This window comes from Bacillota bacterium (assembly GCA_023511835.1).
Taxonomy (GTDB): Bacteria; Bacillota; Sulfobacillia; order JAIMAT01; family JAIMAT01; genus JAIMAT01.
This window is the reverse complement of the sequence record JAIMAT010000021.1, coordinates 1-21,821: the sequence shown is the minus strand read 5'-3', so window position 1 is coordinate 21,821 and position 21,821 is coordinate 1. Positions and strand designations below refer to the sequence as shown.

19 protein-coding genes are annotated in these 21,821 nt (G+C 73.3%); 5 read left to right on the top strand and 14 right to left on the bottom strand.

Annotated elements, in window-relative coordinates; all coding sequences use genetic code 11:
* Window positions 1-7: 7 nt before the first annotated feature.
* Genes K6U79_05250 through K6U79_05225 form a run of 6 tightly spaced genes read right to left on the bottom strand, consistent with a single transcriptional unit; the run spans window position 8 to window position 6,349 of the window.
* Complete coding sequence (locus tag K6U79_05250; GenBank protein ID MCL6521766.1) at window positions 8-706, bottom strand: ABC transporter ATP-binding protein; 699 nt, start codon at window positions 704-706, stop codon at window positions 8-10.
* Between the two features lie 44 nt (window positions 707-750).
* The gene (locus K6U79_05245) at window positions 751-1,578 is read right to left on the bottom strand and encodes an ABC transporter ATP-binding protein (GenBank protein MCL6521765.1); all 828 of its coding nucleotides are present in this window, start codon (window positions 1,576-1,578) and stop codon (window positions 751-753) included.
* Window positions 1,523-2,512: a branched-chain amino acid ABC transporter permease gene (locus tag K6U79_05240; protein ID MCL6521764.1), complete on the bottom strand. Its 990-nt coding sequence runs from the start codon at window positions 2,510-2,512 to the stop codon at window positions 1,523-1,525. Before K6U79_05240 ends, K6U79_05245 begins: the two co-directional genes overlap by 56 nt.
* Before the next feature lie 5 nt (window positions 2,513-2,517).
* Window positions 2,518-3,393, bottom strand: coding sequence for a branched-chain amino acid ABC transporter permease (locus K6U79_05235; GenBank protein MCL6521763.1), 876 nt, complete (start codon window positions 3,391-3,393; stop codon window positions 2,518-2,520).
* A gap of 25 nt (window positions 3,394-3,418) precedes the next feature.
* Complete coding sequence (locus K6U79_05230; GenBank protein MCL6521762.1) at window positions 3,419-4,711, bottom strand: ABC transporter substrate-binding protein; 1,293 nt, start codon at window positions 4,709-4,711, stop codon at window positions 3,419-3,421.
* 39 nt (window positions 4,712-4,750) lie between these two features.
* Window positions 4,751-6,349: a fatty acid--CoA ligase gene (locus K6U79_05225; GenBank protein MCL6521761.1), complete on the bottom strand. Its 1,599-nt coding sequence runs from the start codon at window positions 6,347-6,349 to the stop codon at window positions 4,751-4,753.
* Window positions 6,350-6,597: 248 nt separating this feature from the next.
* Between K6U79_05225 and K6U79_05220 the strand changes: the two genes are divergently transcribed.
* The 3 genes from K6U79_05220 to K6U79_05210 are packed head-to-tail and all read left to right on the top strand — an operon-like array spanning window position 6,598 to window position 9,508.
* Window positions 6,598-8,103, top strand: coding sequence for a gamma-aminobutyrate dehydratase (locus K6U79_05220; protein MCL6521760.1), 1,506 nt, complete (start codon window positions 6,598-6,600; stop codon window positions 8,101-8,103).
* On the top strand, window positions 8,100-8,714 hold the full coding sequence (locus tag K6U79_05215) for a TetR/AcrR family transcriptional regulator (protein ID MCL6521759.1): 615 nt from the start codon (window positions 8,100-8,102) through the stop codon (window positions 8,712-8,714). Before K6U79_05220 ends, K6U79_05215 begins: the two co-directional genes overlap by 4 nt.
* A 17-nt stretch (window positions 8,715-8,731) precedes the next feature.
* Window positions 8,732-9,508 (top strand): glucose 1-dehydrogenase, encoded by a 777-nt coding sequence (locus K6U79_05210; GenBank protein ID MCL6521758.1) that lies wholly within the window; start codon window positions 8,732-8,734, stop codon window positions 9,506-9,508.
* A gap of 13 nt (window positions 9,509-9,521) precedes the next feature.
* Here the strand turns inward: K6U79_05210 and K6U79_05205 are convergent, their stop codons facing one another.
* The 3 genes from K6U79_05205 to K6U79_05195 form a co-directional block, all read right to left on the bottom strand.
* Window positions 9,522-10,634 carry a hypothetical protein gene (locus K6U79_05205; protein MCL6521757.1) on the bottom strand — a complete coding sequence of 371 codons (1,113 nt, stop codon included), beginning with the start codon at window positions 10,632-10,634 and terminating at the stop codon, window positions 9,522-9,524.
* Between the two features lie 325 nt (window positions 10,635-10,959).
* Entirely contained in the window at window positions 10,960-14,541 is a 3,582-nt protein-coding gene (locus K6U79_05200) for an SNF2 helicase associated domain-containing protein (GenBank protein ID MCL6521756.1), read from the bottom strand.
* Window positions 14,542-14,560: 19 nt separating this feature from the next.
* Window positions 14,561-14,755: a hypothetical protein gene (locus K6U79_05195; protein ID MCL6521755.1), complete on the bottom strand. Its 195-nt coding sequence runs from the start codon at window positions 14,753-14,755 to the stop codon at window positions 14,561-14,563.
* 259 nt (window positions 14,756-15,014) lie between these two features.
* Between K6U79_05195 and K6U79_05190 the strand changes: the two genes are divergently transcribed.
* Together K6U79_05190 and K6U79_05185 are read left to right on the top strand one after the other, a co-directional pair.
* Window positions 15,015-15,521 carry a DNA starvation/stationary phase protection protein gene (locus K6U79_05190; protein MCL6521754.1) on the top strand — a complete coding sequence of 169 codons (507 nt, stop codon included), beginning with the start codon at window positions 15,015-15,017 and terminating at the stop codon, window positions 15,519-15,521.
* Between the two features lie 36 nt (window positions 15,522-15,557).
* Entirely contained in the window at window positions 15,558-16,007 is a 450-nt protein-coding gene (locus K6U79_05185) for a transcriptional repressor (GenBank protein MCL6521753.1), read from the top strand.
* Between the two features lie 75 nt (window positions 16,008-16,082).
* Here the strand turns inward: K6U79_05185 and K6U79_05180 are convergent, their stop codons facing one another.
* The 5 genes from K6U79_05180 to K6U79_05160 are packed head-to-tail and all read right to left on the bottom strand — an operon-like array spanning window position 16,083 to window position 21,424.
* Window positions 16,083-16,856 carry an IclR family transcriptional regulator gene (locus tag K6U79_05180; GenBank protein ID MCL6521752.1) on the bottom strand — a complete coding sequence of 258 codons (774 nt, stop codon included), beginning with the start codon at window positions 16,854-16,856 and terminating at the stop codon, window positions 16,083-16,085.
* On the bottom strand, window positions 16,853-18,100 hold the full coding sequence (locus K6U79_05175; GenBank protein ID MCL6521751.1) for an aminotransferase class III-fold pyridoxal phosphate-dependent enzyme: 1,248 nt from the start codon (window positions 18,098-18,100) through the stop codon (window positions 16,853-16,855). The genes K6U79_05180 and K6U79_05175 overlap by 4 nt, the downstream gene beginning before the upstream one ends.
* A gap of 33 nt (window positions 18,101-18,133) precedes the next feature.
* Window positions 18,134-18,931 (bottom strand): energy-coupling factor transporter transmembrane protein EcfT, encoded by a 798-nt coding sequence (locus K6U79_05170; protein ID MCL6521750.1) that lies wholly within the window; start codon window positions 18,929-18,931, stop codon window positions 18,134-18,136.
* Window positions 18,915-20,648, bottom strand: coding sequence for an ATP-binding cassette domain-containing protein (locus K6U79_05165; GenBank protein MCL6521749.1), 1,734 nt, complete (start codon window positions 20,646-20,648; stop codon window positions 18,915-18,917). The genes K6U79_05170 and K6U79_05165 overlap by 17 nt, the downstream gene beginning before the upstream one ends.
* Window positions 20,642-21,424 carry a hypothetical protein gene (locus K6U79_05160; protein ID MCL6521748.1) on the bottom strand — a complete coding sequence of 261 codons (783 nt, stop codon included), beginning with the start codon at window positions 21,422-21,424 and terminating at the stop codon, window positions 20,642-20,644. The genes K6U79_05165 and K6U79_05160 overlap by 7 nt, the downstream gene beginning before the upstream one ends.
* Window positions 21,425-21,821: the final 397 nt, after the last annotated feature.

Here is a 21,821-nt window from a genome sequence, read left to right as displayed (position 1 = left end):
CGGCGGCTCAGGCCGAGGGGACCAGGCGGCGGGCCACCTCGGGCGAGCGGGCGCAGACCTCCATGGGGCTCGAGAGGACGACCGAGCCGGTCTGCAGGACGACGCCCCACTCCGCCACCCGGCTGGCGAAGCGCAGGTTCTGCTCGGCCAGGAGGACGCTGATCCGCTCGCGACGGAGCTGCAGCAGGAGCTCGGCCACCGCCTCCACCATCACCGGCGCCAGCCCCTCCGTCGGCTCGTCCAGGAGGAGGAGGCGCGGGCGGCCCATCAGCGCGCGGGCGACGGCCAGGAGCTGCTGCTCGCCGCCTGAGAGGAGGCCGCCGCGCCGGTCCAGGAGCGGCCCGAGTAACGGGAAGAAGGCCAGCACCTCCTCCATGCGCCGCTCCGGGCGGCCGGCCTCGGGGCGCGCCGCCACCAGCAGGTTCTCGCGCACCGTCAGGTCGGGGAAGATGCGCCGCTCCTGCGGCACCCAGCCGATGCCCAGCCGCGCGCGGCGGTGCGGCGGCAGGTCGCCGATCTCGGCGCCGTCGAAGAGGATGCGCCCGGCGTTCCGCCGCGTCAGGCCCATGACGCAGCGGAGGAGCGTCGTCTTGCCGGCGCCGTTCCGGCCCAGGAGCGCCACCACCTGGCCGTGGCCCACGGCCAGGTCGACGCCGAAAAGGACGGGCAGCGGGCCGTAGCCCGCCTCCAGCCGCTCCACCGCCAGGAGCGGATCGCCCGTCCCGGGGGCGCCCGTCTCCGCCACCCCGCTCACCTCCCCGGCAGCGCGCCGGCGCCGGCCGCGCCGCCGCCGCCCTCCCAGGCGCCGCCCAGGAAGGCGGCGCGCACGCTCTCGTCGGCCACCACCTCCGCCGGCGCGCCCTCGGCCAGGACGCGCCCGCGGTGGAGGACGGTGATGACGTCGGCCAGCTCCAGCACCGAGTCCATGTCGTGCTCCGAGAAGAGGACGGTGAGGCCGTGCGCCTCGGCCAAGCGGCGGACGAGCGCCAGGAGCGGCCCCCGCTCGGACGGCGCCAGCCCGGCCAGCGGCTCGTCCAGGATGAGCAGGCGCGGCCGCAGCGCCAGGCCGATGGCCACGTCCAGCCGTTTCTGGTCGCCGTAGGGGAGCTCCCGGACGAGGCGGTGGCCCTGCCCGGCCAGGCCCACTTCCTCCAGCAGCGCCTCCGCCTCGCCGCGTTCGGCGCGGTACTCCGAGAGCGGCCGCCAGCTGCCGCGCCCGCGGCCGAGGCGGGAGAGGACGGCCACCAGCACGTTCTCCAGCACGCTCAGGCCGGGGAAGTGGTTGGCGCGCTGGAAGGTGCGCCCCACCCCGCGCAGTGCCAGGCGATCGCTGGGCAGGCCCGTCACCTCCTCCCCCAGCCAGCGGACGGAGCCGGCGTCGGGCCGGATCCAGCCGCTGAGCAGGTCGAAGAGCGTGCTCTTGCCAGCCCCGTTGGGCCCGATGAAGGCCCGGATCTCGCCTTGCTCCAGCGCGAAGCTGACGCCGTCGACGGCCACCACCCCGCCGAAGGCCTTGCGCAGCTCACGCGCTTCGAGCACCGCTGCCGGCCCGCTGCCCGGCCCCTTCGCCGCGGACATCGCCCAACCTCCCTCGCCGCCGCTCCGCCCGGCCGCCCAGGAGCCCCTGGGGCAGGAGAAAGACGACCAGGATCACCACCAGCCCCAGCGAGAGCGACCAGTACTCCCAGAGGCGGTTGAGGAGCGGCTCCAGCACCGTGATCAGCGCCGCCCCCAGCACGGGTCCGAAGAAGGAGCCCTGCCCGCCCAGGATGGTCATGGCCATCACCTCGGCCGAGCGGCTCCAGTAGAGCGTGTCGGGGAAGGCGGCGCGCTGGTTCCAGGCCCAGAGAGCGCCCGCCACCGCGGCCCAGCCCCAGGCGACGACGTAGGTCGCCAGGCGGACGCGCGCCACGCGCACGCCCAGGAAGGCGCTGCGGCGCGGGTTCTCGCGCGTCGCCCGGAGCGTCAGGCCGAAGGGCGAGCGGACCAGCCGCCAGAGCGCCCAGAGGCCGCCGCCCGCCAGCAGGAGCGCCAGGTAGTAGAGGGCGGTGCCGGAGGAGAGAGTCCAGGGGCCCAGGCTCGGCGGCGGCAGGCCGGGCAGGCCCGTGTCACCGCCGGTGACGGCGTACCAGCGCGAGGCGAGGGCGTAGAACATCTGGGCGAAGGCCAGGGTGAGCATGGTGAAGAAGACCTGGCTGGAGCGGACCACGAAGAGGCCCGTCAGGAGCGCCGCCAGCATGGCCGCCGCCACCGCCGCCGGCAGCGCCACCAGGACGGAACTCTGCCCGCCCCGCAGCGCCAGCAGCGCCACCGTGTAGGCGCCGATGCCGAAGGGCGCCGCGTGCCCCAGCGAGAGCATGCCGCCGTACCCCAACAGCAGGTTGTAGCTGACCGCGAAGAGCGCCAGCGCCAGCACCTCCACCGCCAGGAAGCGCGCGTAGTCGCCCGCCACCCACGGGAAGAGGAGCGCCGCCACCGCCCCCAGGATCCGAAGCCCCTCTCGCCGTCCCACGGCCCTCAGTTCCTCTCCAGCGGCGCCCGGCCCAGCAGGCCCCACGGCCGCACGATCAGGACGGCGGCCATGACCGCGTAGATGAGCGCCTGCTCGAAGGCGGGGAAAAGGGCGATGCCGAAGGCGCGGCTGACCCCGATCAGCACCGAGCCGAGCAGCGCGCCCCAGACGTTCCCCAGCCCGCCCACCACCACCACGATGAAGGCCTCCACCACCACCTCGACGCCGAAGCTGGGCGCCACGGTCAGCACCGGCAGCACCAGCGCCCCGCCCAGGGCGGCCAGCCCCACCCCCAGCCCGAAGACCCAGGCGCCCAGGGCCGCGGCGTGGATGCCCAGCGCCTCGGCCGTCTCGCGGTCGGCGCTCACCGCCCGCAGCCGCATGCCGAAGGCGGTCCGGTTGAGGACGAGGGCGATGACCAGGGCGACCAGGGCGGCGACCGCGATCAGCATCAGGTTGTAGGCTGGGAAGAGAAGCGGGCCCAGGCCGGCCGCGCCGGCCAGGAAGCCCGGCCTCGGCAGCGACTTGTACTCCGGCCCCCAGAGGAGCTTGACCAGGTCGCCCATCACCAGCACCAGCCCGTAGGTGAAGAGGATGACGTAGAGGTCGCCCCGCCTCTGGAGCGGGCGGAGGAGGCCGGCCTCCAGCAGCACGCCCAGCGGCACCATCACCGCCACCGCCGCCGCCAGCCCCACCCAGAGGTCGCCCCCCGCCCGCGAGGCTGCGTCGAAGGCGACGTAGGCGCCCAGCATGGCCAGCGAGCCGTGGGCGAAGTTGACGATGCGCATCACGCCGAAGATGAGCGTCAACCCCGCCGACAGCAGGAAGAGAAAGGCGGCGTAGGTCAGCCCGTTGAGCACCTGCAAGAGAGCGCCCTGCACCTCTCCGTCCCCCGCCCCGCGCCGCTCAGCGCTTGTTCTCCGGCGGATAGGTCACCTGCGCGGCCGGGATCACCTGCATGTCGGTCATCACGGCCATGCCGTACTGGTCCGAGTACTGGCTCCGCCCCCAGACCAGGTCCTTGAACATCTGGTGATCCTGGGCGCGGATGCAGTCGCGGCCCTCGGGCGCGTCGATGCACATGCCCTCCAGCTGTTGGATCACCGCGTCGGCCTGGGTGCTGCCTGCCGCCTCGATGGCCTTTTTCAGCATGTAGACCGCCTTGTAGCCCTCGTGCGAGACGTAGTCGGGGTACTCGTGGTAGCGGCTGTAGTAGTTCTGGACGAACTGGTTGTTGGCGGGCGTGTCATGCGCCAGGAAGTAGTACCGCGCGGAGACCCAGAGCCCGTTGGGATACTCCTTCCCCAGCGGGCGCGCCACCGCGATGGCCGCTCCCACCGGGTCCATGAAGGCCTGGATCTTGTCGAAGAAGCCGAAGCCCTTGGCCTGGCGAATGAAGGTGACCAGGTCGCCGGCCCACTCCACCGAGAAGACGCCCTGTGCCCCCGACTGGAGTACCTTGGCGATGTAGCTGGAGAAGTCCTGGGCGCCGGCGGGCGCGTACTCCTCGTCGACGAACTGGACGTCGGGACGCAGCTCCTTGAGCTTGCTGCTGAAGTCCTGCCAGCTGGAGTGGCCGTACTCGTAGTCGGGGTTGATCCCGGCCCACTTGGTGATGGGCATCTTGGCGGCGATGTAGGCGGCCGCCCAGGCGTCGGAGCGCGAGTTGGTGGTCACCCGGAAGACGTAGGGGTTCCAGAGCTGGCCCGTGATCTTGGGCGTGGCGGCGTGGGTGACGATCATGGGCGTCTTCAGCTGCTTGGCCACGTCCACCAGCGCCAGCGCGTCGCCGCTGGAGTCGACGCCGACGATGAACTGGGCGCCCCAGTTCTGGATCAGGTCGCGCATGGAGGAGACGGCGTGGGAGGTGCCGCCGTTCTCGTCCTCCACCTTTACCTCCACCTTGCGACCGAGGATGCCGCCCTGGGCGTTCACCTCGTCGACGGCCATCTGGATGCCCTGGCTGCCGTACTTGCCGTAGAGGGCGTAGGGGCCGGAGAGCATGTGCAGGACGCCGATCTTGATGGTCGAGGCGGCGGCGGTGGCGCCCTGGCCCGCCGAGCCGGAAGAGGCCGGCGTGGTGGACGAGCCCGCGGGCTTGGCCGAGCCGCCGCAGGCCGAGAGCACGAGGGACAGGCCCAGGGCGAGGGCGGCCAGGCGGCCGGCCCGTCGCGGGCGACCCGGTCGGATGCGCTCCATCGTTGGATCCCCTCCTTGGTCTGCCGGCCGGGACGGGGCTCAGCCCGCCCGGTCGCTCGGCGCCGCCTCGCGGTACATCTCCCGGAGGACGTTCTTCTGGATCTTGCCGGTCCCGGTCTTGGGCAGGGAGTCGACGATCTCGACGCGGTCGGGCGCCTTGAAGTGGGCCAGCCGGTCGCGGCACCAAAGGCGCAGCTCCTCGGCCAGGGCGGCCCGGTCGGCCGCGGCGCCGGGCTTCGGCACGACCAGGGCGAGCGGGCGCTCGCCCCACTTGGCGTCGGGGACGGCGATGACGGCGCACTCCAGGACGGCGGGGTGGGCGTAGAGCGTGTCCTCCACCTCGATGGAGGAGATGTTCTCGCCGCCGGAGATGATGATGTCCTTCTTCCTGTCGACGATCTGGATGAAGCGGTCGGCGTCCATGGTGGCCACGTCGCCGGTGTGGAGCCAGCCGTCGCGGATGGCCTCGGCGGTCGCCTCGGGGTTGTTCCAGTAGCCCTTCATCACCGTGTCGCCGCGCAGGAGCAGCTCGCCGGGCGTCCTCCCGTCCAGCGGCACGTCGCGCCCGGCCAGGTCGACGACGCGCGCTTCGACGCCCGGCATGGGCTGGCCGGTGGAGGCCATGCGCCGGTAGCGCTGCTCGGGCTCCTCGCCGCGCTGCCAGGAGCGGAGGAAGGCGAAGGTGGCGACGGGTGAGCTCTCGGTCAGGCCGTAGGCGGCGACGAAGGGCCAGCCCAACCGCTCCGTCACCTCGCGCGCCATGGTGGGCGAGGGGGCGGCGCCGCCCACCACCAGGCGGCGCATGGAGCGGAGGTCGCGGCTCTCCAGGCCGGGCAGGTTGAGCAGCTCGATGACCATGGTGGGCACCATGTAGGCTGTGGTGACGCCGAGCGCCTCGATCCGCTCCACCGCCTGGGCGGCCTGGAAGCGCGGCAGCATGACGTGGGTGCCGCCCACCAGGGTGACCGTCTGCGGCGCCCCCCAGCCGTTGGCGTGGTACATGGGCAGCGAGTGGAGGTGGACGTCGGGCTCGTCGAACTGGAGCGCCCCCACCATCTGCAGCGCCAGGGCGTAGAGGTTGCGGTGGGTGAGCATCACCCCCTTGGGCTGCCCGGTGGTGCCGCTGGTGTAGAAGAGCTCGGCCACGTCGTCCTCGTCGACCTCCGGCCGCGGGTAGGGGTCGCGCGGCTGGGCCTCCAGGAGCTGGTCGTAGGTGGACCCCTCCGCCCGGCCGCGCGGGTCGGGCTCCAGGAGGAGGACGTGCTCCAGCTCGGGCAGATCGGGCCGGATGGCCTCCACCGTCTCCAGGAAGTCGGGGTGGACGAAGAGGAGCCTCGCCCCCGAGTGCCGGAGGATCACCCGGAAGTCCTGCGCCAGCAGGCGGATGTTGAGCGGCAGCAGGATGGCGCCCATCTGCGGCACGGCGAAGTAGCCCTCCAGCAGCCGGTGGCAGTTGTACGAGAGGTAGGCCACCCGGTCGCCGGGGCCGACGCCCAGCGCCGCCAGGGCGCGGCTCAGCTGCTGGACCCGCCCGAAGAAGTCGGCGTACGTCCACGTGCGGCCCTCGCACCAGACCGCCCGCTTGCCGGGGAAGAGCGAGACCGCACGGTCGAGCGCCCGCAGGGGCGTCTGCGGCACCCGCATGTCGACCCTCCCTTCGCCTCTCGGGCCTGGGCTTGCCGGCCGTCATACCTACCGGCCGGTATGTGCGTTGAAAAGGGATATTCCATGGTTTCTCGGCGGATTCCTGCTACCAGGAGCAGCCTCGTGCACGTTCTCCGCGCTCCGGAGGCGCGGGGCCGCGGGCGGCAGGAGCGCCCGCCGGCGGGCGCGAAAAGTGCCGACTGGTCGGTATGTCCGCTTCCTGGCAGGAAGGGGGATCCGTCATGGGCCTGCGCACCTTTGAGGAGTACCTCGAGAGCCTCCGCGACGGGAGGCGGGTGATGTTCCGCGGCCAGTGGGTCGAGGACGTCACCCGGCACCCCGTCATCGGCCGGGCGGTCCGCCACGCGCAGCTCGACTTCGACCTGGCGGAGGATCCGGCCTGGCGCGACCGCGCCGTCGCCGACCCGGCCCGGCCGGCGCCGGCGGGCGCCTCGCCCGCCCAGGGGGAGGAGCCCTACAACCGCTTCTACCACGTGCCGCGCAACGCCGCCGACCTGCTCCTGCGCATGGAGCTGATCGAGGAGATCACCCGCCGCGGCGGCACCGTCGTCACCCTCATCCACGAGATCGGCACCGACGCCCTCTTCGGCCTGATGCGGGTGACGGGGCGCGTGGACGCGGCCCGCGGCACCGGCTACCGGCAGCGCGTCGAGCGCTTCTACGAGCAGGTGCGCCGCGAGGACGCGGCCCTGGCGGTCGCCCAGACCGACGTCAAGGGGAACCGGCGCGCCCGGCCCTCGGCCCAGGCTGACCCCGACCTCTTCGTCCACGTGGTCCGCCGCGAGGCGGACGGCATCGTGGTGCGCGGCGCCAAGGTGCACACCTCGGTCTCGGTCAACGCCAACTACCTGATCGTCATCCCCACCCAGCGCATGGAGGAGGCCGACCGCGACTACGCCGTCGCCTTCGCCGTGCCGGTGGCCGCGCCCGGCGTCCGCCTGGTGGCCAGCCCCTACCTCTCCTCGCCGCGGAACACGCTGGAGAACCCGCTCAGCGGGCGCTTCAAGATGATGGAGAGCTTCACCTGGTTCGACGACGTCTTCGTCCCCTGGGAGAACGTCTTCCTCTGCGGCGAGCACGAGTTCGCGGGCGAGGTGGCGCGCGCCTTCGTCGACTACCACCGCTTCACCGCCGTCGCCTACAAACTGCCGCTGGTGGACCTTCTGGCCGGCGTGGGCGCGCAGATGGCCGAGTACAACGGCGTCTCGGGCGCCGGCCACGTGCGCGAGAAGCTGATCCGGCTGGCCGCCTACGCCGGCACCGTGCGGAAGATGCTCCTGGCCTCGGCGCTCCTCGGCCAGGCGCGCGAGGAAGGCATCTTCGTCCCCGACGAGCTGACCATCAACCTGGCCAAGCTCTACTTCGCGGAGAACTTCCACGCCGCGCTGCGCGACGTGCAGGACCTCTCCGGCGGCCTCCTGGTCACCGCCCCGGGCGCCGAGGACCTGGCCGACCCGGAGATGGGACCGGTGCTGCGCCGCTTCTACCAGGGGGCCACGGGGACGGGCGAGGAGCGGCTGCGCATGGCCTACCTGGCCAGCGACCTGACCGCCGGCGACATGGCCGGCTACCACGGGGTGCTGGCGGTCCACGCCGAGGGCTCCATCGAGGCGGAGAAGATCGCCATCCTGCGCGGCTACGACTTCGCGCGCGCGCAGCGGATGGCGCGCGAGGCCGCGGGCGTCGAGCCGGCCGGCGCGGCCGCCGGCGCCGCCGGGGAGGGGTGAGGGCGATCGCCAACGAGGAGCGCGCGAACGACGCCTCCCTGGTGGACCGCTTCCTGGAGGTGGCGGTGGAGCTCTTCGGGCGCCGCGGCTACACCGGCGTCTCGGTGGAGGAGATCGTGGAGGCGGCCGGCGTCACCAAGGGCGCCTTCTACTACTACCTGGAGAGCAAGGCGGAGCTGCTCTACCGCATCCACGACCGCTTCATCTCGGTGGAGCTGGCCGAGGGCGAGCGCATCCTGGCGGGGGGCGGCAGCGCCTCGGAGCGGCTGGCGCGCCTGGTGCGGAGCCTGGTCCGCTCCATCCACGACTACCTGCCCTACGTCACCGTCTTCTTCCACGAGCTCCACCACCTGGAGGAGCCATACCTGTCGCGCATCCGCGAGAAGCGCGACCGCTACGAGCGGATGTTCGTGGAGACCGTGGCCGCCGGCGTCGCGGCGGGCGAGTTCCGCGACGACGTGGAGCCGCGCCTGGTGGCGCTGGCGCTCTTCGGCATGTGCAACTGGGCCTACCGCTGGTACCGGCCGGACGGGCCGCTGGGGCCGGAGGAGATCGCGGACCGCTTCCTGCGGCTCTTCATGGAAGGCCTGGCCCGGCGGGACGGGCGGTAGGCGGGGAGGCGAGAGGGATGGCGGACGGGGGGAACCCCTTCGACCTGGGCGGGCGGGCGGCGCTGGTCACCGGCGGCTCGCGCGGCCTGGGGCTGGCCATCGCCCGCGGTCTGGCGCGGGCGGGGGCGCGCGTGCTCGTCACCGCCCGCCGGCGCGAGTGGCTGGAGCCGGCGGTGGAGGAGGCGCGGCGCGAGGGGCTGGAGCTGGAGGGCTTCCTGGGCGACGTGAGCGACGCCGCCCAGGCGCGCGCCATGGTGGCGCGGGCGCTGGAGCTCTTCGGCGGGCTGGATGTGCTGGTCAACAACGCCGGCCGCTCCTGGGGCGCCCCGCTGGAGAGCATGCCGCCGGAGAAGTGGCGCGAGGTGCTGGAGGTCAACCTGACCGGGCCCTTCCTCCTCTGCCAGGCGGCGGCGGAGGCGCTGAAGGCCTCGGGCCGCGGGCGGGTGATCAACGTGGCCTCGGTGGCGGGGCTGGTGGGCGCCCCGGCCTCGGTGCTGGAGGCGAGCGGCTACACGGCCTCCAAGGGAGGGCTGATCGCGCTGACGCGCGACCTGGCGGTCAAGTGGGCGCCCTCGGGCGTGACGGTCAACGCCATCGCGCCGGGCTTCATCCCCACGCGGCTGGCGGAGGGGAACATCGAGCTCCACCGCGAGGCGATCCTGGCCTCCATCCCCATGGGGCGGCTGGGGCGCGAGGAGGACGTGGTGGGCGCGGTCCTCTTCTTCGCCTCGGACGCGGCCGCCTACGTGACCGGCCAGGTGCTGGCCATCGACGGGGGGATGACGGCGCAGTAGGGGTGCGACTCCTTCACCCCGCCTGCCCGCTCCCCGCTCCCGGCGGTCGTCCAGCGGGTCGCCCCGCCCCGGAGGGCGCCCGGTACCGGCGGGTGCGGCGGCCGCCCTCCGCCACCAGCCGTCCCTCGTCCACCAGGGCCTTGAGATCCCTCCAGGCCGTGGCCGGACGGACGCCGCACCGGGCCGCGAAGTCGGCCGCCGTCCAGACGACGCCCTCGGCCGCCTCCTGGAGCGCGATCCGCCGGCGCTCCTGGGCGTCGAGGAGGCGGGGGCCGGGGTAGGAGGCCGGGGGCTCGCCGACGGCCGCGGGCGGCCCTCCCCCGGCGAGGCGCTCCGCGTGCGCGCTGGCGGCCAGCCAGCGGTAGGCGAAGTCCTCCGCCAACGAGCGGCTCTCGGCAAACATCCAGGCGACACGGGGGTGCGACACCTGCAGGGCTGCCACGAGGTTGAGCAGCCAGCCGGACCGGACGTTGGCCTCCTGGCCTACCTTCAGAAGATCGCTCAGGCGGCCTTCGACCACCAGGGCGCCGTGGGGCAGGCGATCGAGCTCCGCCAGGACCAGCTCCAGTTCGCCGCCGGTGGCGCTGCTGGCCAGGTCGGCCACGGTCTTGCGCTCGACCGCCGCGACACAGCGGCCGCCGTCCAGCACGGCATAGTCGCCGACCGGCAACTCCCGCCGCTCGGTCCGGACACCGTAGCGGACGAAGCGCCACGGGTGGCGCTCGCGCGTGTCCACGGCCACCTCGAGGGCGCGTTCCAGCCCCCTGGCCTGGGGGATGCGGACGCCCGGCCGCGCCCCGCGCATGGACGTGCGGCTGCGCCAGAAGATCAAGGTGCGACCACGGCTCCGGGTCCAGACGAAGAGCGAGCGCCGCGCCCGCCGCCGCTCGAGCACCAAGTGGACCGCGGCCCCGGCGCGCCAACAGCGTTCGACCGGGACCGTCTCCACCACCTGCGCGCCCTCCGGCCAGGAGTCGAGCGGGTAGCAGAACAGGTCCTTGCCGGACGGCCATGTGCCGCGCGTGGCCAGGACGATTTCGGCCTCGCCCTCCACCGGCAGCCGCAGCAGAAAGGGCAGACGGCTCTGCGGGTCGGGATTGTGCGCGATCACGAACAAATCCGCCACGGGAGCTGCTCCTCCAGGCAGACGATTCGGCCATGGCTCGATCCGTCTCCGGGAAAGGCGCCGTGGGGAGCCCGGGGCAGAAGCATGCCGCCGGGCGGTGCCCAACATGGGGAGGCGACTCTGAGAGAACAGGGTCTATGCCCTATGACCGCGCGGCGGGCCTTTCATCCCCTTCGGCCCGCTCTTCGTCCCGGGATCACCGGCCCGACGGCACCTCTCTCCTTCGACGCCCCGCCGATCTTCCCTGCCGATCTCGCGGGTCACCGCGAGCCCCCCCACGCCGGATCCACCTGCCGCCCGCCGACCCGCGGCCCGGTTCACACCCTCAGTCCAGGCGGAAGAGCACCTCCAGGTCCTCCCGCGTCAGCGTCGACGCCAGGTCGCCCGCCTCGCCTGCGCCCGCGCCACCGGCGGCCTCGCCCGCCCCGGGCGTCCCGGCGCCGCCGCGCCCCGCATACGCGAGCAGGTCGCGCGCCAGTTCCCGCTTCCTCGCCTGAAGGTCGAGGATCTTCTCCTCGACGGTGCCGCGGGTGATCAGCTTGTAACTGAAGACTTCCCTCGACTGGCCGATGCGGTGGACGCGGTCCGTCGCCTGCTCCTCCGCGGCCGGGTTCCACCAGGGGTCGAAGTGGATCACGTACGAGGCACCGGTCAGGTTGAGACCGTAGCCGCCGGCCTTCAGGCTCATCAGGAAGACCGGGATCGCAGGATCCTCCTGGAAGGCGTGCACCCGCGCCGCACGGTCGCGCGTCCCGCCGTCGAGGTACTCGTAGCGGAGGCCGAGATGGTCGAGCTCGCGGCGCAGGATGCCGAGCATGCGCACGAACTGGCTGAAGACCAGCACCCGGTGGCCGCCGCCGGCGATCTCCCGGACCAGGTCGCGGAAGAGCTCCAGCTTGGCCGAGGCCTCGATCCGGTTGCCCGGCAGGCGCAGCAGCTGCGGGTGGCAGGCCACCTGCCGGAGCTTCAGGAGCCCGTCCAGGATGGTGATGCGGCTCCGCTCGATGCCCCGCCGCTCCACCTCGCCGAAGACGCGCTCGCGAACGTCGCGCAGGATCCGCTCGTAGAGCCGGCGCTGCGCCGGCCCCATCTCGCAGCGGAGCACCGTCTCGGTCCGCGGAGGCAGCTCCGGCGCCACATCGCGCTTGGTCCTGCGCAGGAGGAAGGGTCGGATCCGCCTCCCGAGCCGCTCCAGCGCCTCGCGGGCCTCCTCCGCCGCCCGGGCACCCTCCCCCGGCTCGGCGCCGGCGGGCACCGAGCCCGCCGCCACCGGCCGCCCCCACCGTTTCCGGAACTCCTCCTCGCTCCCGAGGAAGGCGGGCAGCACGAAGTCGAAGACGGACCAGAGCTCGTCCAGCCTGTTCTCGAGCGGCGTCCCCGTCAGCGCGAAGCGCGCGTCGGCGTCGAGGCGCCGCGCGGCGCGCGCCGTCTCCGAGCCGGCGTTCTTGATGGCCTGGGCCTCGTCCAGCACGACCAGGTGCCAGCGCTGGCGGGCGAGCACCTCGATGTCCCGGCGCAGCAGGGCGTAACTGGTCAGGATCACGTCATGGCGGGCGAGCTCACCGAAGTGGCGGCTCCGCTCCGGGCCGACCAGCGCGAGAACGTCGAGCGCCGGGGTGAAGCGCCGCGCTTCCTCGAACCAGTTGAAGACCAGCGAGGTGGGGGCGACGACCAGGCTCGGGTCGCGGGCGCGGCCGGCCTCCTTCTCGCCGAGGAGGAGGGCGAGCGCCTGGACCGTCTTGCCGAGACCCATCTCGTCGGCCAGCACGCCGCCCAGCCGTTCCCCGGCCAGCCAGCGGAGCCAGTCGAGGCCCTGGCGCTGGTAGGGACGGAGCTCGGCCGCCAGACCCAGCGGCGGGTCCTGCCGCGGGATCCCGCGGAAGTCGCGCAGGCCCTGGCGCAGCGCGCGCAGCCTGCCCGCCAGCTCCTCGAAGCGCCGGTCGAAGCGGACCTCGTCGGCGTGGGCCGCCAGCCTCTCCACCAGCGGGGCCTGCCAGCGAGGAAGCCTCGGCGCCAGGCGCGTCCCGGGCTCCCGCTCCCCCTCCAGCACCTGCCGCGCCGCTTGGAACCAGCGCTCGGGAAGCCGGACCGCCCTCCCGTCGGGCAGCCGTACCCAGCGCGTCCCCCGGTCCAGGGCGGCCAGGAGCTCCTCGGTCCCCAGCCGCCCCTCGCCGGTCTCCAGGCTCAGCTCCAGGTCCAACCAGTCGATGCCGGAGCGCACCTCGGCGCGGAGGCGGGGCCGCGTCCGCACGACCCGCAGCCGCCCGAGCCCCTCTTCGCCCAGCACCTCCCACCCCTCGCGGAGGAGCTCCGGCACCCGCTCGGCCAGGAAGTCGAGGGCGGCGTCGCCTTCCGCGGTGAAGGTCCCTTGCTCCGGAGGCTCCGGGGGCGCGAGCCCGGCGGCCGCCAGCCGCTCCACCGCCCGCCCTTCCGCCGCCCGATCCCGCCGGGCCCAGCGCGGCCCCGCCGCCGTCTGCGCCTCGACGATCTCGGGTTCGGGCTGGCCTGCGCCCACCTGCGCCGGCCCGTCGCCGTAGGCGAAGAGAAGGCGCGCCTCCAGCACTCCCTCCCGCTCCGCCAGGGTGAGCACCGGCCGCGGCGCCATCTCCTCGCTGAGGCGCTCCCGGACCTCGGGCGGGAGGAGGAGCTCCTCCGGGCCGCCCAGGCGTCCCAGGTAGTCGTTGAGGAAGTCGCCCAGCTCGCTCTCCGGCACCCGGATCCCGGATCCGATGGCCAGGATCAGCTCCGGCGGCGCGCCGGAGACGAGCGGGACCAGCTCGGCCTGGACCTCGCCCTCCTCCCGCCCTTCCGGCGCGATCAGCAGCCAGGCCCTCCGGCCGCGGAGGAGGTGGGCCCCGCCGGCGCGGACGAGCCTCTGCCAGCGCGGATCCCCGGCCTCGACCGGAGCCAGCTTCAGCAGGTAGTGGCGCTCCGGGCGGCCCTTCTCCTCCGGAGCGGGTTCGAGGGCGAGCCGCACGGGGAGCGGCCGGTCGTCGACACGGAGCGGCCTGCGCGGCTCGGGGGCGGCGCCGGGCCGTCCGCCGCGCGGCCGCCCGGATGGCCCCTGGACCGGCGGTGCCTGACCGGCAGCTGCCGACTCCTCGAAGAAGACGTACGGCAGCTGGGCGAGGAGTTCGGCCACCGGATCCAGCGCGTCGGGCGGTACCGGAATCGGCGCCTCGAACGTCATGCCCAGCCGGACGGCGGACTCCGCCACCAGGAGGCGGATCAGGCGCTGCTCCGCCGCCCCCAGGAAAGGCGGCCAGCCCGTCGGGTAGGAATAGCCGGTGTGGAAGCTCCTTTCCGCGCCCGGGCCGCGCTTCCCGATGCGCGCGGCGCGGAGGCGGAGCGCAAGCCCCCCCGGTCCCAGCGACGCCCGGACGACGAGACGCGTCTCGCCGACGGCGGACGGAGCCCCGCCGGGGGCGGTCCCTCCCGCGGCACGGGCGGCGGCCGCGCTCAGCGCCGCCTCGAGCGTCCTCTTCCAGGCAGGAAGCGGAGGCGCCGGCGGGCGGGTCGGAACCTCCCCGGGAGGCGCGGCGCTCCCCGCCGACCTCCGGTCGCGGTCGCGCTCCTCGCGCCGCGCTTCCTCCAGGACGGCGAGGCCCAGGGCGACGATGTGCTTGCACCACCCGTATGCGAAGGGGCAGTCGCACGCGGCCTGGAGACCGTAGCGGCCCGCGAAGAGCCGGACCTCGTAGGGGCGGCGCCGGGAACCGAGCACAGAACCGACGATCTCCCCGTCGACGAGGTCGAAGTCGAGGACGCGGCCGTCACGGAAGTACTGGCGACCCCGCCGGTAGACGAGGTCATCGCTCATCTCCTCGAGGGTGGCCCGGTCGAACTGCCACCGCCGCACCCACGCGAGCAGGGAGTCGTCCTCGTGCATGGCGTCTTGCTCGTTCACGATGGGGCGGGTTCGCGCGTCAGGGCGTCGACTCCTGCCTGCACCTCAATCCCCGCTCGGCCGCGCGGGGGTCGACGCGGCAAAGCAGCTTCCTCGCGAGATCGCGGACGACGGGCTCGAGCACGTCGCCGGGGACGGCCGCGGGCGCGCTGACGCGGAGCTCCGAGCCGCCCAGGCGTGCGTTGACGTTCTGGACCGCCTTCCTCTGGATCACGACGTGGAGCCGCGTTCCGGCGACATCGGGCGTGAGCTCGCGGGAGCGGGGACTTCCCGGCTTCGTAGCCGCCTCCTTCGTCGCCAGCGCCGGCGGTCCCGGACAGGCCTGCTGCACGTGCAACCGTTCGTCCATTGTACCGAGGAAGCCACTGGCAGACGGAGTCCGTCAGACTTGCATCTTTCTAAGACTCAGTCTATACTCGTACTCAGTCAACGCTCCCCTGCGGAAGCGGCGACGGAAAGGGGTGGTATGTCGAATGACCGACGCGGGAAGTGCCGCCGTCTCCATCGGATCCGAAGCCCGCGAAGCGCTGGTCCAGGAGCTCCGTGAGCTCTCCCTCTCCCTGCGGGGCCAGCAGCTGGCGACCAAGGTAGCGCACTGGAACGTCGAGGGGCAGAACTTCCTGGAGATCCACGAGCTGTTGGATCAGGTGGCCTCCCATCTGGAAGAGGGCGTCGACCTGCTGGCCGAACGCGCCGTCCAACTGGGCGGGAGCGCCCGGGGAACCGCCGCGGAGGTGGCCGATGTATGGGAGGCGCCCGGTGGCGGCTCCCCGTCGGAGTCCGCCGGTGTGCGGACCTCCTCCAGGTGGATCGGCTGGGTGGCGGATGGCCTCAGGAAGGTGACGGCCAGACTCTATGCGGGCATCGAGCTCGCCGCGAAGTCCGGCGATCCCGTCACGGCCGACCTGCTGACCCAACTCGCGCGCCAGGCGGACAAGGACCTCTGGTTCCTGGCGGCCCACCTCGAAACGGCTGACTGACGCCGTGGCAGAGCTTCTCCCGGGGAGGCGGCTGGCGTGGATCCGACGCAGGAGCAGGCGATCAGGCTCTTGCAGAGGCGGGGACTGCGCGTCACCGCCCAGCGCCGGGCGGTCCTCCACCTCTTCCTCGCGGAACCGTCGCTGCACCTGACGGCGGCCGAGGTGCTCGCCCGGATCCGGGTGCATGCCCCGGAGGTGTCCAAGGCGACCGTCTACAAGGCGCTGGACGACGAGCGAAAGGCGGGGCTCCTCGACGAGCACACCGACCCGAACGGAGTCCGCCTCTACGGCCTCGACCTGGAGGAGCACGATCACTTCATCTGCGAACGCTGCGGCCGCTGGTACGACGTCCCCGCCACCGGCCGGCCGAGGAAGCCGGAGCGCTGGGTGGACGCAGGCGAGGTCGAGCGGGTGGAAGTCTTTTATTCGGGTCTCTGCCACGCCTGCCGATCGGGCGCAGGGGGAACCGGGAGTCCGCGGGGGTAGCCGCCGATCCGGGGGCTACCCCTCGGACCCGCATCATCGCCCCGGGAGGGTGCTCGGGCCGCGCCGACGAACCGTCTATCCCCTCTCCAGGGAAACCTTGCTCTGGCCCTCGCCCGCCAGGCGCCGGTTCACCTCCGCCACCTCCGCCAGGAGGACGGGCGCGTAACGCTCCAGCTCGGCGGCACTCCATCGCTCGGCCGGCGCGGTGACGGAGATGCTGCCCACCACCGCCCCGCCGGGGCCGAAGAGAGGCGCCGCGATGCAGAGGATGCCCAGCTCCAGCTCGCCGTTGTCCAGCGCGTAGCCCCGCCGCCGAGTCTGTGCCAGCTCCGCCAGGAGGCGGCCGCGCTCGTGGAGGGTGCGCGGGGTGAGCGGCTTCAGTTCCACCCGGCGCAGCAGCTCGGCACGCTGCTGGCGGCCCATGAAGGCCAGGATGGCCTTGCCCATGGCCGAGGCGTAGATGGGGACGCGGGAGCCGGTGCCGATGGCGACGCCCAGCAGGTGGCTCGACTTGACGCTCTCCAGGCAGAGGACGGAGTCGGCGTCCAGCGTCGCCAGGTGAACGTCCTCGTGCAGCCGCTCGCTGAGCGCCCGCATCACCGGCACGGCGGCGGCGCGCAGGTCGGGTACCGCGTCGTGCGCCAGGCGGCGGAGGAGGAGGCCGAGGGCGTAGCCCCCCTCCCCCCGCTCCTCCACCGCGCCCACCTCCACCAGCGACTCCAGGAAGCGGAGCAGCGTCGGCTCCGGCAGGCGCACCCGCCGCGCCAGCTCGCGCAGGCGCACCCCCTCGCCGCCCGCCTCGCCCAGGGCGAGAAGGATGCGGAAGGTGCGCTCCACCGCCCGCATCATGGCCTTCCGGCCACCTCGTCGAAGGCGCCGCCCAGGATCTCCAACCCCTCCTCCAGGTCGGCCTCGGGCACGTTGAGCGGCGGGATGAAGCGGATCACGCGGCCGTCCGGCCCCGCGGGGTAGAGGATGAGCCCCCGCTCCAGGGCGGCGCGGAGCACCCGCGTCGCCACCTCCCCCGAGGCGCACTCGATGCCGATCATCAGCCCCGGCCCGCGCACCTCGCGGACCAGCCCGGGATGGCGCCCCGCCAGGCGCCACAGCTCCGCCGTCGCCGCCTCGCCCAGCCGGCGGGCGCGCTCGGGCAGCCGCTCGCGGCGCAGGACGCGGAGCGTGGCCAGGGCGGCGGCCGCCGCCAGCGGGCTGCCGCCGAAGGTGGTGCCGTGCGTGCCGGCGGGCCAGCGCGCCATCAGCTCCGGCCGCGCCGCCGTCGCTCCCAGCGGCAGCCCCGAGGAGATCGCCTTGGCCAGCGCCATCACGTCCGGCGTCACGCCGAAGGTCTCGGCGGCGAAGAAGTCGCCGGTCCGGCCGAAGCCGGTCTGCACCTCGTCGAAGACGAGCAGGGCGCCGGCGCGGTCGGCGCGCTCGCGCAGGCCCTCCAGGAAACCCCGCGGCGGCACCACGTAGCCGCCCTCGCCCTGCACCGGTTCGACCACGATGGCGGCCACGTCCTCCGGCGCCACCACGTGGCGGAAGAGCGCGTCCAGCTCCTCCAGCGCCGCCGCCACCGACGCCTCGGGCGCGAGGCCGTCGGCCAGCGGGTAGGGGAAGCGGCTGTGGACCACCCCGGGCAGCGGCTGGTAGCCGTGCCGGTAGAAGGCCTTGGAGGCGGTCAGCGCCAGCGAGCCCAGGCTCCGGCCGTGGAAGCCGCCGCGGAAGGCGACCACCATGGGCCGCCCGGTGACGAAGCGGGCCAGCTTGACGGCGCCCTCCACCGCCTCCGTGCCCGAGTTGCCGAAGAAGAAGGTGGCGATGCCGCCGGGCAGGACGGCCGCCAGCTCCTCCGCCAGATCCAGCAGGACGTCGTAGTAGAAGACGCCCAGCGGACCGTGGAGGAGGCGCTCCGCCTGCTCCCGGACCGCCGCCACCACCTCCGGGTGGCCGTGGCCCAGCGGCAGCGCCGCCATGCCGGAGACGAAGTCCAGGTAGACGCGGCCGTCGGCGGCGGTCACCCGCGCCCCCTCCGCCCGCTCCACGCGGAGGCCCGGCCAGTCCACCGCCAGCGAGGGCGCCAGGTATCGCTCCACCCGCTCACGCCAGTCCGTGGCAGATCCCCCCGTTCAGGAGAGCAGTCGGCCGCTGAAGGCCGCGACGAAGACGAGGCACATCACCAGGAGCGCCAGCGAGAAGCCGGCCTCGCCCAGCCCGAAGGAGACGGGCTCCAGGTCGGTGGGCCGGCGGACGGCGCCGATGCCCTTGGTGCCCAGCGCGATGTCCAGGTCGTTGCCCTTGCGGAAGAGCATCAGCACCAGGGGGACGACGATGGGGATGTACCCCTTGCGGGCGCGTTGCCAGAGCGGCATGGCGTCGACGTCGAAGCCGCGCAGCCGCTGGGCGTCGACGATGCTCTGCCACATCTCGAAGACCGTGCTGGTGAAGGTGAGCGCCGAGAGGAACATGAGCACCGGCGTCGCCGGAATGCCCAGGCGCAGGAGCGCCGCCATCAGCTTGCCGGGCGAGGTGGTGGAGATGAAGACCGGCATCACCGACATGGCCACCAGGATGCGCAGCGAGAGGAGCAGGCCGAAGGCCAGGCCGTCGCGCTTGACCGGCAGCGGCCCGATCCGGAAGAGGTCCGGCCCGGTGGCGTAGAGGAGCGCCTGGCTGACCACCAGGAAGGCGAAGGTGAAGAGGAGGATGCGGAAGAGCCCCCAGAAGCGGCGGAAGTCCAGCCCGGCCGCCAGCCAGCAGGCCAGGTCGAAGGCCAGCCAGAGCGCCAGCCCGAGGAAGCTGCCCGCGTTCAGCCCGTAGGGCGCCAGCACCACCAGGAGCGTCAGCAGCACCCAGGCCAGCTTCACGTTGGGATGGAGGCGGTGGAGGAAGCTCTCCCCGTCCTGGTACTCAAAGGGCGTGTTCACGGCGCTCACCACCCGGAAAGGCGGCCAGCAGCGACTCCTCGTCCGCCACCAGGCCGTCGAAGACGCCGCTCCGCCGCGCGATGCGGGTCACCGTCGGGACGGAGACGTGGGTGGCGCGGAGCTCGTCTTCCTGCGCCAGCGCCTCCTCCAGCGGGGCGTCGACGGTGATCCGCCCGTCGCGCATCACCACCAGCCGGTCGACGTAGCGGGCGACCAGGTCGATGTCGTGCGAGACCATGAGGACGGTGTGGCCGCGGCGCGCCCTGAGTTCGGCCGCCAGGTCGGCCAGCAGGTAGCGGCCGCGGTAGTCCTGGGCGGTGGTGGGCTCGTCGAGCACCAGCACCTTCGGCTCCAGCGCCAGGACGGCGGCCACGGCCAGCTTCCTGCGGTCGCCGAAGCTCATCCGGAAGGGGAAGAGCTCCGCCTGCGCCTCCAGGCGGACGGCGGCCAGCGCCGCCCGGCTCCGCGCCAGCACCTCCTCCTCGGGAAGCCTCTGGTTCCGCAGGCCGAAGGCGACCTCCTCCAGCCCCGACGGGTTGAAGAGCTGGTAGTCGGGATCCTGGAGGACCAGCCCCAGCTGGCGCGCGATCTCGGCCACCGAGAGCGGCGCGGTCTCGCGCCCGGCCAGGCGGTAGCCGCCCTCCTGGGGGCGGATCAGGCCGGCCAGGAGCTTGAGGAGCGTGCTCTTGCCGGAGCCGTTCTGGCCGACGACGCCGACGAACTCGCCCTCCCCCACGCGCAGCGAGACGTCCTGGAGGGCGGGGCGCTCCTGGCCGGGGTAGCGGAAGGTGACGTGCTCCAGCTCCAGCACCGGCGCACGCGTCGCGGCCGGCCGCTCCCGCCGGGGCACCGGCACCGGCCCCCGCGCCCGGCTCCGCAGCGCCTCCACCACCGCCTCCTCCGCGGCTCCCGGGGGCAGCGCGACGCCCCGCCGGCGCACGCGCCAGGCGACGTGCTCGGCCGGCGGGGCCTGCACGCCGGCCGCCTCCAGCAGGTCGACCTGGCGCATCACCTCGGCGTACGGGCCGTAGGCGACGGCCCTCCCCTCCTCCAGCACCAGCGCGTGGGTGGCGAGGCCGAGGACCTCCTCGGTCTTGTGGGTGGTCATGACGATGGTGACGCGGCGCTCCTGGCGGAGCTTGCTGATCGCCCGGAGCAGCTCGCGGCTGCCCAGCGGGTCCAGCTGGGCGGTGGGCTCGTCCAGGACGAGGAGCGGCGGCAGCGAGGTGAGCGCGGCGCCCAGGACGAGCCGCTGCTTCTGCCCGCCGGAGAGCGCCTTGGTGGGGCGGCGGCGGTAGCCGGCCAGGTCCACCACCTCCAGCGCCCACTCCACGCGCCGTCCGATCTCCTCCGCCGGCACCGCCCGGTTGGCCAGCGCCAGCCCCATCTCCATCTCCACGATGGGCATGGAGATCTGGCTCTCGGGGTTCTGCATCACCAGGCCGACCCGGTCGGTCAGCTCGGCCAGCCGGTACTCCCAGGGGTCGACGCCCACCACCTCCACCGTGCCCGAGCGCCGCCCGGCGTAGATGTTGGGGACGATGCCGGTCAGCAGGTAGCAGAGGGTGGACTTGCCGGCGCCGTTGGCCCCCAGGACGACCAGGAAGTCGCCCGGTTCCAGGGTGAAGGAGATCCCCCGGAGGACCTCCCCGCCCCCCTGGTACTGGAAAGCGAGCTCCTCCACCCGGACGGCCGGGCCGCCGGCCGGCTCTACCATAGGGCCCGCTCCACCTTGGGCAGGCCGCTCCGCTTGAGCGCCTCCAGGATGGCGGCAGCCAGCACGGCGGTGATCACCGAGAGCGCCGGCACCCACCAGATGTAGCCGATGAAGGTGGCCAGGGCCAGCTTCACCGGGTAGTGGAAGACGTACCAGTAGGGCCGCGTCCAAGGGTTCCACCACATGTAGAGCGAGAGCACGAGGATGATCAGGAGCCCGAAGTAGCGCCGGCGCGGCTCGTCCGAGCGGGCCCAGGCGGGCAGCGTCCAGCGGCCGAAGGGCAGGATGGCCACCACCAGCGTGGGCAGCCAGTAGATGGCCGAGATGAGGATGTAGAGCGGCTCCGGCGGATAGGGGAAGCGCGCCGCCGGGCCGGGGATGTAGTACGGGAAGAGGACGGCGAAGGCGGAGAAGATGGCCAGGATGGGGACGTTCCAGGCGTAGTAGCGGTCGTTGTTCAGCATCAGGGCGGTGAAGAAGGCGGGCGCGATGCCCGTCTCCAGCACGTCGACGATGCCCAGCGGGAAGGCCGCGGGGGCGATGAACATGCCGATCAGGCCGCCGATGACCGAGGCGAAGATGCCGCCCGCCGGGCCCAGCAGCATGGGCGCCATGGCCGAGAAGGGGACGAGCAGCGGCACGTAGCCGCCGCCGCCCACGTACGGAAAGATGGGGATCAGCGAGGTCACGCCGATGAGCGCGCCGAAGAGCGCGATCCAGGCCGGGGAGGCCGTCCCGGTTCGCCGCGAGACTTCCTTGACAGGCGGGGTAGCCATCGCTTGCCCTCCTCCGATGTGCAGAATCCGACGCTTTCCGTCTCCTTTCGCTCCGTCTGGCGAAGCACCTTCTCCGCTGACCGAAAGCAAACTCCGCCATCGCCCGCGGCCGGGGCATCGCCTTCCCCCTTCTCCGGAGGGGCGGCGCGGGGCGCGCGCTGTCGAAGGCGGCAGGCGGTGTCGAAGCGGGGGCGAAAGTCTGCTCTGCCGGGATGCCGCCCGGCGCTGCGCGCCGGCGGCCGGGAGGAGCGGGATGCACGCGTGACCACGAGACGGCCCGGGGCGGGATCTGCGCCCCGCTGGTTCCGACAGCTGGAAGAGGAGCTTCCGCGGGAGCGGCTCTTGGCGGAGCCGGGGGAGCTGGCGGTCTACGGCTACGACGCGACGGGGGAGGCGG

What these genes read in the sequence shown, in the direction of transcription:
- K6U79_05245 (MCL6521765.1), bottom strand. Translation starts at nt 1,578, where the DNA reads ATGTCCGCGGCGAAGGGGCCGGGCAGCGGGCCGGCAGCGGTGCTCGAA.
- K6U79_05230 (MCL6521762.1), bottom strand. Translation starts at nt 4,711, where the DNA reads ATGGAGCGCATCCGACCGGGTCGCCCGCGACGGGCCGGCCGCCTGGCC.
- K6U79_05220 (MCL6521760.1), top strand. Translation starts at nt 6,598, where the DNA reads ATGGGCCTGCGCACCTTTGAGGAGTACCTCGAGAGCCTCCGCGACGGG.
- K6U79_05210 (MCL6521758.1), top strand. Translation starts at nt 8,732, where the DNA reads ATGGCGGACGGGGGGAACCCCTTCGACCTGGGCGGGCGGGCGGCGCTG.
- K6U79_05190 (MCL6521754.1), top strand. Translation starts at nt 15,015, where the DNA reads ATGACCGACGCGGGAAGTGCCGCCGTCTCCATCGGATCCGAAGCCCGC.
- K6U79_05180 (MCL6521752.1), bottom strand. Translation starts at nt 16,856, where the DNA reads ATGATGCGGGCGGTGGAGCGCACCTTCCGCATCCTTCTCGCCCTGGGC.
- K6U79_05165 (MCL6521749.1), bottom strand. Translation starts at nt 20,648, where the DNA reads ATGGTAGAGCCGGCCGGCGGCCCGGCCGTCCGGGTGGAGGAGCTCGCT.
- K6U79_05160 (MCL6521748.1), bottom strand. Translation starts at nt 21,424, where the DNA reads ATGGCTACCCCGCCTGTCAAGGAAGTCTCGCGGCGAACCGGGACGGCC.